Here is a 13,516-nt window from a genome sequence, read left to right on the forward strand (position 1 = left end):
AGGGCAGGGAACTATGGAATTTCATCATGTATCCATTTTGCTTGAGCCTTGCCTTGAGGCTCTGCAGATCAAGCCGGACGGCGTTTATGTGGACGCCACGACCGGCGGCGCCGGTCACTCGCTCCGCATTGCGGAGCGTTTGCATGATACCGGTCGTTTGATTTGCATTGACAGAGATGACGAAGCACTCGAAAACGCGAAGGACCGCCTCAAGGATGTATGGCAGCGTGTCACACCGGTCAAGAGCGACTTCCGCGATATCGACAAGGTGCTCGAGGGACAGGGACTGGCAGGTGCGGACGGCATTCTGTTCGACCTCGGCGTTTCCTCTCCGCAGCTGGATCATGCCGAGCGCGGCTTTTCCTATATGCAGGATGCGCCGCTCGATATGCGCATGGACCGGCAGCAGAAGCTGACCGCGTATGATGTGGTGAACGGCTGGAGCCGCGAGGAGATCCGCCGCATTCTGTTTGAGTACGGCGAGGAGCGCTACGCACCGCTGATCGCAGCGGCGATCGAGCGCGAACGCGCAGACAAGCCGATTGAGACCACGCTGGAGCTTGTCCGTGTGATCAAGGGCGCCATGCCCGCGAAAGCACTGCGCGAAAAGCAGCATCCGGCGAAGCGCAGCTTTCAGGCGATCCGCATTGCGGTAAACGATGAGCTGGGTGCCGTGCGGGAAGCGATGGAAAAAGCCATCGACTGTCTCAATCCGGGCGGCAGACTGGCGGTCATCACCTTCCACAGCCTGGAGGACCGCATCGTCAAGGCGGCTTTTCATCAGGCGGCACAGGGCTGCACCTGTCCGAAGGACTTTCCGGTATGCATCTGCGGCAAAAAGCCGAAGGTTCGGCTGACGCCGCGCAAGCCGATTCTGCCGGACGAAAGGGAAATTGAGGAGAATCCGCGCGCCCGAAGCGCGAAGCTCCGGGTTTGTGAAAAAATCTAAACCGAAAAAGCAAATTCAAAAGAAAGGAAAGCGCAAGATGGCTTCTGGCAGGAACAACGCGGCAAGAAAATATGAAGATCAGGTTCCTGCGCAGCGTGAGGTACAGCCGAAACGCCATCTGCAGGTAGCGGCAGCACCGGTCAAGAAAAAGAAGCACCGCCGCAAGCCTGCTGTGATGCAGGGCGTGTACCCGTGCATTTTTCTGGTGGCGATCACGGCGGCGTTTATCCTGTTCTGCCAGATGCAGCTGACCCAGCTTACCGCGGAAGCGAGTGAGCAGAGCGACCTGCTCAGCGAGCTGCAGTCGGAGAATGTCTCTCTGACGACCAAGCAGATGAACAGCATGAACATGGATGAGGTAGAGCAGTACGCCACGGACACACTCGGAATGGTCAAGATGGACAATTCGCAGATCGAATATGTGGAGCTGACCAATCCGGATCTTGTCACCGTTGCAGACGACAGCATGACGCTGCACGGTCTGTGGAGCGCACTGGCAGCGCGCTTTTCCGCACTTGTGGAATATATCCGATAAGCAGTTGAATACAATGCGTACAGGGGAGTGAGAGGTGGATAACTTCTGACTCCTTACGCTTTTTCAGGAACAATATGGAGGCTGACTAAATGGCAGTTAAGGGACCCAACCATCAAATGCGCACGCGTATCCGCGGACTGACCGTGCTGTTTGCACTGATCGGTTTCGGGCTGGTAGGCGTGCGGCTGCTGTATATGCAGGTATTCAATCACGATTTCTATGTGCAGCAGGCGACAGCGCTGCAGACGCGCGACACATTCATCACGCCCAACCGCGGCAAGATCTACGACGCGAACATGCAGGTTCTGGCTGAATCCGCCGCTGTAGAGCGCATTACGGTCGATCCGAAGGCCGTTGTGGACGAGAGCAAGGTCAAGAAGGGCATCACGGCGGAAAGTCAGCAGCAGACGCTTGCGACCATCCTGTCCGAAACGCTGGATGTGGATTACGATACCGTGATGGAGAAGCTCCGGAAGACGAACTCGCAGTACGAAATTATCGCGCAGAAGGTCGATAAGGACGTATCCAAGGAACTGGATGAGAAGCTCGAAGCGGCAGACTGCACCGGCGTCTACTCTGAGCCGGATACCAAGCGGTACTATCAGCATGGCGCCTTCCTGTCTGCGGTTCTGGGATACGTCGGCAGCGACAACAACGGCGCGTACGGCCTGGAATCCGAGTATAACGACGAGCTTTCCGGCACGGCGGGCCGTCTGGTGCGCGTGCAGAACCAGCAGAACAAGGACATTATGCCGGAAACCCAGCAGTACATTCCGGCAACCGACGGCAACTCGCTGGTGCTGACCATCGACAGCGATATCCAGAACTATCTGGAAAAGCACCTCGAGACCGCACTTGCCGACAATCCGGAGGCGCGAGACGGCGTTTCCGGCATCGTCATGGACGTCAAGACCGGTGAGGTGCTCGCCATGGCGAACCTGCCGGACTTTGACCCGAACGATGCCTACAAGCTGACGAGCGACAAGTATATCAACGAACTCAAGGAAAATGTTGCGAAAATTCTCAAGGAAGAGAACGTAAAGGTCGAAATTCCGGATGCCTGGTATGAGAAGGGCGGTCTGGACAATCTGCCGGAGGCGATTCATGACAATTCTGATCTGGTGGATGAGCTGGGCAGCGCCCGCGTCAATATCCTGATGAAAACCTGGCGCAATCCGGTTATCGCGGATAACTACGAGCCGGGCTCCACCTTCAAGCTGATGACGGTCTCCACCGCGTATGATCTGGGTGCTACCCATGCCGAGGACACCTACTACTGCGGTGGCTCCCTGCAGGTGGAGAACTGGGAGATCAAGTGTGCAAACACAAGCGGCCACGGCATGCAGACGCTGACCGAAGCCTTGATGAATTCCTGCAACGTAGCGATGATGCAGATTGCCCAGAGCGTCGGCATGGATCGGTTTTATAACTTTTACAAGGCGTTCGGCCTGACCGAGCCGACCGGCATCGACCTGCCGGGTGAGGGCAAGGGTCAGTTCCACAAGCTGGATGTTGCCAGTGACTGGAACGAAGTCGCACTGGCGACCGCATCGTTCGGTCAGCGCTTCACGGTAACGCCGATTCAGATGCTGAACATGGTCTGCGCGATTGTGGACGACGGCAAGCTGAAAAAGCCGTACGTCGTCAAGGAAGTGCTGAGCGGAGACGGCTCGGTCAAGTCCACGAATGAGACCGAGGTGGTCCGTCAGGTCATTTCCGAGGATACCTCCGCTTACATGCGCGGGGCGATGGAGCAGGTTGTCGCAAACGGCACCGGCAAGAACGCGTATGTGCCCGGCTACCGCGTCGGCGGCAAGACTGCGACCTCCGAGATTCAGCCCGAATACGACAGTGACGGCAAGGTGCTCGATACCGAGGACCGCTACACGGCCTCCTTCATCGGCGTAGCGCCGATGGACGACCCGCAGATCGCGGTTCTGGTCTCCATCAACGACCTGCCGGAATCCGCAACGCATACCGGCGGTACGATCGCCGCTCCGGTTGTCGGCCGCATCATGGAGGATGTGCTGCCGTATATCGGCATTACGCCGGTCTATGACGACAGCGAGAGCGACCGCCGTGAGCTGACCGTGCCGAGTGTATCCGGCAAGACGCGCGACGATGCGATTTCCACGCTGTCCGACGCAGGCTTTGACTGCATCATCAAGGGCGACGGCGATACCGTCACCGATCAGGTGCCGAATGCAGGCATGCGCATTGCGGCCAGCGGCAAGGTTATCGTCTACATGGGCGAGGAAAAGCCGACTGAGGCCGTTGAAGTGCCCAATCTGTCCGGCATGTCGCCGGATGAGTGCCGCGATACGCTGGAGGAGTACGGTCTGTACCTCAAGCAGAAGGGTGTTTCGTCCGCGCAGATCACAGGCGACACTACCGCGACCAAGCAGAGTCCGGAGGCCGGTACCAAGGTAAGCCTCGGTGCGGTTGTCACGGTAGAATTTTCCGATACAACGACGGTCAACGACCGATAGGAGGAAATTATGAAATTACAGGAACTTTTGAAGGATGTAGCAGTGAAAAACAGCACTGCCGCACAGGATGTTGACATCAAGGAAGTGCGTTACGACTCCCGCGCGGTACAGCCGGGCGACCTGTTTGTAGCCATCCGCGGCTACGCGACCGATGGCCACAAGTACATCGCCAAGGCGATGGAGCAGGGCGCGGCAGCCGTTGTCTGCGAGGAGGCGCCGGAGGGCGTTCCCGCAGTCGTTGTGGAGAATTCCCGTATTGCGCTGGCTGAGATCGCGGAAAACCGCTTCGGTCATCCGGCGGAGAGCATGGTCATGCTCGGCGTGACCGGCACCAACGGCAAGACCACCACGACCTACCTCGTCAAGCACATGCTTGAGGACGCAGGCCACAAGGTGGGTCTGATCGGCACCAACCAGAACCTCATCGGTGATGAAGTGATCGAAACCGAGCGCACCACGCCGGAATCCTACGAGCTGCACGCGCTGTTTGCCCGCATGAGAGACGCAGGCTGCACGCATGTGATCATGGAGGTTTCCTCGCACTCTCTGGTGCTTGACCGCGTGCACGGCATTCCGTTTGCGGTTGGCGCGTTTACCAATCTGACGCAGGATCACCTCGATTTCCACAAGACCATGGAGGAGTACCGCAAGGCAAAGGCGCTGCTGTTCTCCATCAGTAAGAAGGGTGTTATCAATCTGGATGACGCTGCGGCGGAGAAGATGCTCGCGGACGCAAAGTGCCCGTGCATGACCTTCTCCTGCGGCAAGCCGGAGGCCGATCTCGAAGCCACAGACCTGCAGATGCATGCGGATGGCGTGGAGTTTACCGCGCAGTATCAGGGTGAAAAGGCAGATGTCAAGCTGCCGATTCCGGGTCATTTCTCGGTCGAGAATGCACTGACCGCACTCGGCATCGTGCTGCAGCTCGGCATGCCGCTTGCGGCTGCGGCGAAGTCCATGGCAACCGCAACCGGCGTTAAGGGCCGTGTTGAGGTCGTGCCGACCGATACGGATTACACCGTGCTCATCGACTACGCACATTCACCGGACGGCGTGGAGAACGTGCTCAAGGCCGTTCGCGGCTTTGCAAAGGGCCGTGTTGTTGCTCTGTTCGGCTGCGGCGGCGACCGTGACCGCACCAAGCGCCCGAAGATGGGTAAAATTGCGGCGGATCTCGCGGACTTCTGCGTTGTAACGAGCGATAATCCGCGCACCGAGGAGCCGAAGGCCATCATTGATGACATTCTCGAGGGCATGAAGGATTCGGATACGCCGATGCAGGTCATTGTCGATCGTCCGGAGGCGATCCACTGGGCACTTGCACACGCACAGAAGGACGATATCATCGTGCTGATGGGCAAGGGACATGAGACCTATCAGGAAGTAAACCATGTGAAGCACCACATGGATGAACGCGAGATCGTAGCGGATTTTTTCAATAAGTAAGAGCGGCAGACGGGCGCACACTGTGCGCCCCTACGCTCAATAAAGCAAAAGTAAAACCAACTGGGGGAAACGGCATGGAACGATTTACATTAGCGCAGGCGGCGGCATGGACACACGGCGAAGCGAAGGGTGAGGCGGCTCTGACGGCGGTCACGACCGATTCGCGGCAGATTCCGCCGGAGGCGCTGTTCCTGCCGATTAAGGGCGAACGGTTTGACGCGCACGATTTCATCGGCAAGGCCATCGAGAACGGAGCGGCCGCCGTGATGAGCCACCGCGAGAATGAGGAGTATCCGGTGCCGACGCTGTACGTTGAGAACACCTCGCAGGCGCTGCTTGACCTCGCGGGCGGCTACCGCACGATGTGCGGTGGCAAAGTCGTCGGCGTGACCGGCTCGGTCGGCAAGACCACCACCAAGGAGCTGCTGTATGCTGTTCTCTCGCAGGGTTTCCACGCACAGAAGACAGAAGGCAACCTGAATAATGAGATCGGTCTGCCGCTGACGCTCATGCGTATGACCAGGGATACTGAAGTGCTGGTAGCCGAGATGGGCATGAACCATTTCGGTGAGCTTTCCCGCATGACGGCGGCTGCCAGACCGAATCTGGCGGTTATCACCAATATCGGCACCTCGCATATCGAGTTCCTCGGCTCGCGTGAGGGCATCTGCAAGGCCAAGCTGGAGATTCTCGAGGGTCTGCAGGAGGGCGGCACGGCTGTTCTCTGCGGCGATGAGCCGCTTCTGTGGGACAAACGCGGCAGCCTCGGCTACAAGGTGGTAACTTATGGCATCGAAAATTCCGCCTGCGACCTCATTGCACACTTGCACAGCGACGGTACATTTGATATAGTAAATAACGGTCTTGCTGCGGCGCACCTGCCGGTCGGAGAGAAATTCACCGCGAAGCTGAGTATTCCGGGCAAGCATAACGTGCTCAATGCACTGGCGGCGGCAGCCGTCGGTCTGCTGCTCGGTGAAACACCCGCGCTGATCGCGCAGGGACTTGTCAGCTATCAGGCAAGCGGCATGCGCCAGAACATCTATGAGCAGGATGGCTATCACATCTATGCGGACTGCTACAACGCAAGTCCGGATGCGATGGAGGCTACGCTGTCCGTGCTCGGCGGCATGGCCGGGGACGGCCGCCGGTTTGCGGTTCTCGGCTCGATGCTCGAGCTTGGCGATTACGCCGAGGAAGGTCATCGCCGTGCCGGTCGTGCGGCGGCGCAGTACGCGGACGCCCTGTACGCCTACGGTCCGGACGCAGCGGCCATGGTAGCCGGTGCCAGGGAGAAGGGCATGGAGCATGCGTATGCGTTCGACGACCAGACCGCACTTGTCGCGGCACTGCGCGAGGACGCGAAAAAAGGAGACGCGCTGCTGTTCAAGGGCAGCCGCGGCATGCGCATGGAACGCGCACTTGCAATGTTTTTAGGGGAGGAAGTTGAAGCATGAAACAGGCTGTGCTTGTTTTCGCGATCGCACTGGTGATTACGCTGGCTATCGGTCCGGCGGTCATCAATTATCTGCGAAAAATGAAATTCGGTCAGAAGATTCTCGAAATCGGACCGAAATGGCACATGAACAAACAGAATATTCCGACAATGGGCGGATTTATGTTCATTATCGGTATCGCGGCGGCAGTCATTATCGGCAATATCGTGATGGGTGAGATTTCGGTCTCGTCGCTTGCGGTGCTTGGCCTTGCCGTGGCGTACGGTGCGGTCGGTCTGGTCGATGACTACGCTAAGATCAAGAAAAAGGAAAACGCGGGTCTGACCCCGAAGCAGAAGCTGGTGCTCCAGATTCTGGTTGCCGGCGTGTTCATCCTCGTACTGTTCCTGGGGTCGAGCGGTCTGCCGCAGCTGTGGATTCCGTTCACGGGCATTTCGTTCAGCTGGCCGTGGCCGCTGTACATCGTGTTCGCGGCCTTCGTTATCGTCGGCGCGGACAACGCCGTCAATCTGACCGACGGCATCGACGGTCTGGCGGCAAGCGTTACACTTCCGGTTGCCATCTTCTTCGTGTTCGTCGGCTTCCGTCGCGGAGATATGGGCGTTGTGATCTTCTCGGCGGCACTCGCGGGTGCGCTGCTGGGCTTCCTGCGCTATAACTTCAATCCGGCCAAGGTGTTCATGGGCGATACCGGCTCGCTGTTCCTCGGCGGTGCGGTTGCCGGTCTGGCATTTGCGTGTGAAATGCCGCTCATCCTGCTGCTGGTCGGCTTGATCTACATCATCGAAACGCTGTCCGTTATCCTGCAGGTCACCTACTTCAAGGCGACCCACGGCAAGCGCCTGTTCAAGATGGCGCCGATCCACCACCACTTTGAAATGTGCGGCTGGTGCGAGAAGAAAATCGTGCTGGTATTCACCGGCATCACGGTTGTGCTGTGCCTGCTGGCCTACCATGTGGCGCTCGCACCGCTGTTTTAATTCGTAATTCGGAGGTAACCCTATGGCTTCGACAACTGGAAAGACGAATCCGCAGCACCGGCCGGCATCGCGCCGTCCCATGCCGCGGAATGCGCCGAGCGGCAAACCGGCGCGTCCTTCGCGGGAGCCGGTGCCGAAGGAGCGTTACCATACCGGCACCGCAAAGCCGAAGCGCAGACGCATGCGCAGCATGAAGGCGCACATCTGGGATACCGGTGTGTTCTTCTCGGTGCTGCTGCTGCTGATCACCGGTCTGATCGCGCTGTTCTCGGCAAGCTATACCAACGCGATGTTCTACAAGGGCAGCGCGACATACTTTATCATGCGTCAGGGCATTTTCGCCGCGATCGGTCTTGCGGCGATGATCGTTCTTTCCAAGATTCCGTACCGCATGTACGCGGGCATTCACAACATCATCATGTGGATATCGGTCGCGCTGCTGATTCTGGTTGTGATACCGGGCATCGGTACAACGGTTAATAATGCACAACGCTGGCTGTTCGGCTTTCAGCCGTCTGAGATCGCAAAGCTGACCGTCATCATCTGCTTTTCCTACTGGGTGGCGCGTGACCCGAAGAGCGTGCGCAGCGTCAAGACCATGGTGCAGCCGTACGGTCTGCTGCTGGCGCTGTACATCGGTCTGCTGTACCTGGAGCCACATACCTCGGCGATGATCATCATCTGCGGCATCGGCATTATCATCCTGCTGGCAGGCGGCATGCGCCTGTGGTACTTTGCGCCGATTCTGGGACTGGGTGCAGGCGTAGTTGCGGCATTCTATGTTGCGTTTAAGCATGTACGAGACCGTTTTGAGGTCTGGCTCAATCCGTTTTCGGATATGGCGAACAAAGGTCTGCAAGGCTCGATGAGCCAGATCGCCATCGGCTCGGGCGGCCTGCTCGGCCGCGGACTCGGCAACGGACTGCAGAAGCAGCTGTACCTGCCGGAGCCGCATAACGACTTCATCTTCGCCACCTGGTGCGAGGAGATGGGTCTGATCGGCGCTCTGCTGGTTATTCTGCTGTTCGCGTACCTTATTTACCGCGGATTCCGTGTGGCGCGCTATGCACCGGATAAATTCGGCAGTCTTCTGGCGACCGGCATCACCGCCAAGCTGGCGATCCAGACGCTGATGAACCTGTTCGTTGTCACCGGCATCATGCCGGTAACCGGCGCGGCTCTGCCGTTTTTCAGCTATGGCGGCACAGCGTTGCTGCTGCAGCTCGGCGAGATGGGCATCCTGCTCAATATATCGCGGTATATGCGGATTGACGGAAGAAATCAGGATTAAGTTATGCCGATGGAGGCAATACCACATAATTGAACAAGAGCGATTTGCGAGTAAATTTTGCGTGCTGATTAGGCGCGGTTTTGCAGCAATACTTGATGTATTGCAAAAAAATGCAACGACATCAGGACGCAAAATTTCCGTAAAGCGCCGCAGTTTAATTGTGTGGTGTTGCCTCAAGGCTGTTTGCAGCATACAAACAGCCTTCGGTTTGTTCAAAAGCAGAAAATAACAATTTGGCTCTTTTCGCGCAATAGCGCGTATTTAATAGCATTTGCATAGCAAATGCCAAAAAAGCGGGAGCATGTATCGGCGCAGCGCGGCCGAGAAGCCGCGCAAGGATAGCGCAGGATTTTTTGACTTTGGGAGGGAGAAAGTTTCCGTATGGGAACTTTCGGACGACTTTGGAACGGCCTGCGGTCCGTTCCTGCTTGTCGGCGAAACTGTAGTTTCGCGACAGCAAACTGTCAGGCAGTACCACATGATCCGGTAAACAGGCTTTGCCGGACCATGTGATCCTACCTTGCATTTGAAAAGTAACAGACAGGAGAGGGGAACTCAGTTTTGAAACTGTACATTACGGGAGGCGGCACGGGCGGTCACGTTACACCGGGTCTTGCCATTGCACGTTATTTTGAAAAAAAGCAGCCGCAGACGACGGTGCGTTTTGCCGGTTCGGCACGCGGCATTGAAAATAAGCTGGTCCCGCGTGAGGGATACCCGCTGGACACCATCGAGATCATCGGCATGTCGCGCTCGATGAGCCCGAAGGGCATTCTGCACAATCTGAAGGCGGCAAAGCTGGCTGTCTCGGCGGTCAGCAAGGCGAAGAAGCTGCTGAAACAGGCCAAGCCGGACTGCGTGATCGGCTGCGGCGGCTACGCGTCGTTCGCGGTGGTACGCGCGGCACAGCAGCTCGGCATTCCGACTGTTCTGCTCGAGGTCAATGCGCTGCCCGGCAAGGTAACGCAGATGCTCGCAAAGGACGCGGACCGCGTACTCGTTTGCTTTGAACAGGCAAAGGAGCTGCTCGGCGGCGGAGATAAGATCATTCTGACCGGTGCGCCGGTGCGCGGTGAGATTCTGGCGGCAGACCGCGCAAAGGCACGCGAGAAGTTCGGTCTGACCGATGATGACCAGCTGGTCGTATCCTTCTGGGGCTCGATGGGTGCAAAGTACATGAACGAGCACATGGCGGGTGAGCTGGCGCTCGAATGCAAAAACGGCGTGTCCTATCATCATGTTCACGCAACCGGTGCGGCGGCCCGTGAGTGGCTGCCCAGGATGGCGAAGGAGCAGGGCGCCGACTTTGACGCGCACCCGAACATCGAAGTGACCGAGTACATCTACGACATGGCCGACCGCATGGCGGCGGCTGACCTGATCGTGTGCCGCGCAGGTGCGGCTACCCTCGGTGAGCTGTGCATGCTCGGCCGTCCGGCACTGCTGGTGCCGTCTCCGTATGTGGCGGAGAACCACCAGGAGAAGAACGCGCGCGCGCTCGAAAAGGAGGGCGGCTGCCGTGTTCTGCTCGAGAAGGATGCCAACCCGCAGGTGCTGTACGACGAGATTCAGAATCTGCTGAGCGACCGCGACCGTCTGCACCGGATGGGGCGCGACGCGACAAAGCTGGCGGCGCACGATGCAAGCGAGAAGATCTATCAGGAGATCCTCTGGGCAATCGAAAACCATGGCAAGAAGTAACAAAGAAGGGATGCTGTGATGAGACGCAGAAGGCGAAAAAAGCACACGCCCGACCGGATGGAGCAGCAGCGCCGCGGCAGGAAAATCTTTCGTGTGCTGGGACGCGTGCTGCTGACCGGTATTGTTCTGGCGGCTGCCGTGGTGGCGATGACCGTGTTCTTCAAGGTTAAGACCATTTCGGTGGAAGGCGCCAAGCAGTACGGCTCGGAGGAGCTGATCGCCGGTATGGATGTTCAAAAGGGCGATAATCTCTATCTGTGGAACAAAAACCGCGTATTGTCCGACCTGATGCACAGCTTCCCGTATCTGGAAAGCGCACAGCTGCGCCGCAGGCTGCCGGATGGACTGGTGCTGACTGTCACCGAATGCACAGCGGCGGCTGCCGTGAGGAATGAGGATAACACGTTCACTTATATCAGTGCGGGCGGCAAGGTGCTCGAGAACAACGCCGCAGACGGCGGTCTGCCGATCGTGCTCGGCGTTACGCTGAATGCGCAGATGGGGGATTTCCTTGCTACCGGCACGGATGCACACGTTGACGCCATGCTGAACGTGCTGGAGAACATGGATGCTGCCGGTCTGCTCGAAAAGATGAGCTTCCTCAATCTGAACGACCTGACCGATGTGCGCATCGGCTATGACAAGCGGTTCGACATTCGTGCAGGCGCACTGGACGATCTGACGTACCGTATTCGGTTTGCACAGACCGTTATCAGCGATCGCCTTTCGGCATCGGATATCGGGCGGCTGTACTGGGATGCGCAGAACCGTCTGCACTTTGTGCCGGAGACGGCGGAGGATGTAGCACGCTCCGGTACCGACCAGGCAGGTGACAATCCGGTGACCTCGCCGGCGTACACCAATCCGGACGGCGAAGTCGGCACGACCGACAATACGAACGGCGATGATTCGACCGATTCGAGCAGTGACAGCTCGGATAGTTCGGATAACTCGGATGATTCCGATGATTCGGATTACTCGGACGATTCGTCCTATGACGATTCCTACGATGACGGCAGCTACGACGATTCCTACGACGAATCGTATTACGATGACAGCTATTATGACGACAGCTACGATGGCGAAGGCTGAGTTTTTTCTGCCTATACTGGCGAAAATAACCGAAAACACAAGGGAAAACGCGAAAAAATACAGCCTTTTTCCGTATCGGCCGCCGGTTTGCGGGAAAGACACGGAAAAGATTAAGTTTTTTTTGAGGAATTCGCTAATTCCTGTTGCAAAATAGAATAAATCGAGGTAAAATTAAAACAATAGGGGCGAAGTGCCCTCAAACGCGGTAATTGATAATCAAAGAACGATTCTTTATCATAAAACGGAGGACAACGACAATGGGTTTTGAGTTTGAACAGGGCTTGGATAACGTAGTAAACATTAAGGTCATCGGTGTCGGCGGCGGCGGCGGCAACGCTGTAAACCGCATGGTCGAGAACGGTGTACAGGGTGTTGAGTTCGTTTCCATCAACACGGATATGCAGGCTCTGAATTATTCGCAGGCCAGCACGAAGATCCAGATCGGCGAGAAGCTGACCAAGGGTCAGGGCGCAGGCGCAAATCCGGAGATCGGCCGCAAGGCTGCTGAGGAGAGCAAGGATCAGATCGCAGCGGCTCTCGCTAACACCAATATGGTATTTATCACTGCCGGCATGGGCGGCGGCACCGGCACCGGCGCAGCTCCGGTTGTTGCACAGATCGCTCGTGAGCTGGGCATCCTGACGGTCGGCGTTGTTACCCGTCCGTTCGCATTCGAGGGCAAGAAGCGTCTCGAGCAGGCGCTGAGCGGCATCGAAGAGCTGAACAAGAATGTAGACTCCCTCGTTATCATCCCGAACGAGCGTCTGAAGTATGTATCCGAGCAGAAGATCACCTTCAAGAACGCATTCGAGATTGCTGACGGCGTTCTGCGTCAGGCAGTTAAGAACATTTCCGAGCTGATCACCGTTCCGGGCTTCATCAACCTGGACTTCGCGGACGTTACCTCCGTCATGAAGGACGCAGGCTTTGCTCACATCGGCACCGGCTCCGCTGCAGGCAAGGACAAGGCTGCAGAGGCTGCACGCGAGGCAATTTCCAGCCCGCTGCTCGAGACCTCGATCGACATGGCACACGGCGTTATCGTTTCCGTTATCGGCTCTGACGATATCGGTCTCGACGAGGTTGAGACCGCAGCTACTATGGTTCAGCAGGCGGCTCATCCGGATGCACACATCATCTTCGGTGCATTCATCGACGAGAACATGGACGACGAGATCCGCGTTGTTGTAATCGCAACCGGTTTCGACAATGTTCCGAACTCCGCAAAGATGAGCATGGACGGCAATAAGGACAAGGCTTCCGGCTCCACCGGCCTGTTCACCGAGGCTGCTACCGCAGCGGCTGACAAGAAGCCGGCTCGCGCAACCGCTTCCAAGCCGTCGTCCGATGTTGGCTCTGACGATGCTGCATTTGATGTTCTGATGCGCATCTTCGATAAGGACAACCGATAATCTAACTGATAGCTATTCAAAACAGCCCGTAACAGGGCTGTTTTGTCAGGTATGGGAAGGTTAATTTTAAGGCAACACCGCACAATTAAAGCAGCGGCGCTTTGCGGAAATTTTGTATTCTGATTTTGTTGCGATTTCTTGCAATACGGCAAGTATTGCTGCGA

General features: G+C 57.3%; 10 protein-coding genes. All 10 read left to right on the forward strand.

All coding sequences use genetic code 11. The features are described 5' to 3' along the window. The first annotated feature begins 13 nt into the window (after window positions 1–13). The 10 genes from rsmH to ftsZ all read left to right on the forward strand — a co-directional run bounded on the left by rsmH (window position 14) and on the right by ftsZ (window position 13,352). Window positions 14–949 (forward strand): 16S rRNA (cytosine(1402)-N(4))-methyltransferase RsmH, encoded by a 936-nt coding sequence (rsmH, locus tag DW724_RS00245; protein ID WP_118760305.1) that lies wholly within the window; start codon window positions 14–16, stop codon window positions 947–949. Window positions 950–986: 37 nt separating this feature from the next. Continuing rightward, window positions 987–1,484, forward strand: coding sequence for a cell division protein FtsL (locus DW724_RS00250; protein ID WP_118360326.1), 498 nt, complete (start codon window positions 987–989; stop codon window positions 1,482–1,484). A gap of 89 nt (window positions 1,485–1,573) precedes the next feature. Continuing rightward, complete coding sequence (locus tag DW724_RS00255) at window positions 1,574–3,973, forward strand: penicillin-binding transpeptidase domain-containing protein (RefSeq protein ID WP_118760306.1); 2,400 nt, start codon at window positions 1,574–1,576, stop codon at window positions 3,971–3,973. 9 nt (window positions 3,974–3,982) lie between these two features. Beyond that, entirely contained in the window at window positions 3,983–5,419 is a 1,437-nt protein-coding gene (locus DW724_RS00260; protein ID WP_118760307.1) for a UDP-N-acetylmuramoyl-L-alanyl-D-glutamate--2,6-diaminopimelate ligase, read from the forward strand. 74 nt (window positions 5,420–5,493) lie between these two features. Beyond that, entirely contained in the window at window positions 5,494–6,876 is a 1,383-nt protein-coding gene (locus DW724_RS00265; RefSeq protein WP_118760308.1) for a UDP-N-acetylmuramoyl-tripeptide--D-alanyl-D-alanine ligase, read from the forward strand. Continuing rightward, the gene (gene mraY / locus DW724_RS00270) at window positions 6,873–7,856 is read left to right on the forward strand and encodes a phospho-N-acetylmuramoyl-pentapeptide-transferase (RefSeq protein WP_118760309.1); all 984 of its coding nucleotides are present in this window, start codon (window positions 6,873–6,875) and stop codon (window positions 7,854–7,856) included. The genes DW724_RS00265 and mraY overlap by 4 nt, the downstream gene beginning before the upstream one ends. A gap of 22 nt (window positions 7,857–7,878) precedes the next feature. Continuing rightward, window positions 7,879–9,147 (forward strand): FtsW/RodA/SpoVE family cell cycle protein, encoded by a 1,269-nt coding sequence (locus DW724_RS00275; RefSeq protein ID WP_118760310.1) that lies wholly within the window; start codon window positions 7,879–7,881, stop codon window positions 9,145–9,147. Window positions 9,148–9,708: 561 nt separating this feature from the next. Further along, a complete protein-coding gene (gene murG, locus DW724_RS00280; RefSeq protein WP_118760311.1) occupies window positions 9,709–10,848 on the forward strand; it encodes an undecaprenyldiphospho-muramoylpentapeptide beta-N-acetylglucosaminyltransferase in 1,140 nt (379 codons plus the stop codon). An 18-nt stretch (window positions 10,849–10,866) separates the two neighbouring features. Then, complete coding sequence (locus DW724_RS00285; protein WP_118760312.1) at window positions 10,867–11,940, forward strand: cell division protein FtsQ/DivIB; 1,074 nt, start codon at window positions 10,867–10,869, stop codon at window positions 11,938–11,940. Between the two features lie 257 nt (window positions 11,941–12,197). After that, window positions 12,198–13,352 (forward strand): cell division protein FtsZ, encoded by a 1,155-nt coding sequence (gene ftsZ, locus DW724_RS00290; protein ID WP_118360333.1) that lies wholly within the window; start codon window positions 12,198–12,200, stop codon window positions 13,350–13,352. The last annotated feature ends 164 nt before the right edge of the window (window positions 13,353–13,516 follow it).

It is taken from the genome of Butyricicoccus sp. AM27-36, from assembly GCF_003480945.1.
GTDB lineage: Bacteria > Bacillota > Clostridia > Oscillospirales > Butyricicoccaceae > Agathobaculum > Agathobaculum butyriciproducens.

Excerpts from the sequence above, each read along its gene's own strand:
- DW724_RS00255 (WP_118760306.1), top strand. The coding sequence starts at position 1,574 with ATGGCAGTTAAGGGACCCAACCATCAAATGCGCACGCGTATCCGCGGA.
- DW724_RS00260 (WP_118760307.1), top strand. The coding sequence starts at position 3,983 with ATGAAATTACAGGAACTTTTGAAGGATGTAGCAGTGAAAAACAGCACT.
- mraY (WP_118760309.1), top strand. The coding sequence starts at position 6,873 with ATGAAACAGGCTGTGCTTGTTTTCGCGATCGCACTGGTGATTACGCTG.
- DW724_RS00250 (WP_118360326.1), top strand. The coding sequence starts at position 987 with ATGGCTTCTGGCAGGAACAACGCGGCAAGAAAATATGAAGATCAGGTT.
- rsmH (WP_118760305.1), top strand. The coding sequence starts at position 14 with ATGGAATTTCATCATGTATCCATTTTGCTTGAGCCTTGCCTTGAGGCT.
- DW724_RS00275 (WP_118760310.1), top strand. The coding sequence starts at position 7,879 with ATGGCTTCGACAACTGGAAAGACGAATCCGCAGCACCGGCCGGCATCG.
- DW724_RS00265 (WP_118760308.1), top strand. The coding sequence starts at position 5,494 with ATGGAACGATTTACATTAGCGCAGGCGGCGGCATGGACACACGGCGAA.
- DW724_RS00285 (WP_118760312.1), top strand. The coding sequence starts at position 10,867 with ATGAGACGCAGAAGGCGAAAAAAGCACACGCCCGACCGGATGGAGCAG.
- ftsZ (WP_118360333.1), top strand. The coding sequence starts at position 12,198 with ATGGGTTTTGAGTTTGAACAGGGCTTGGATAACGTAGTAAACATTAAG.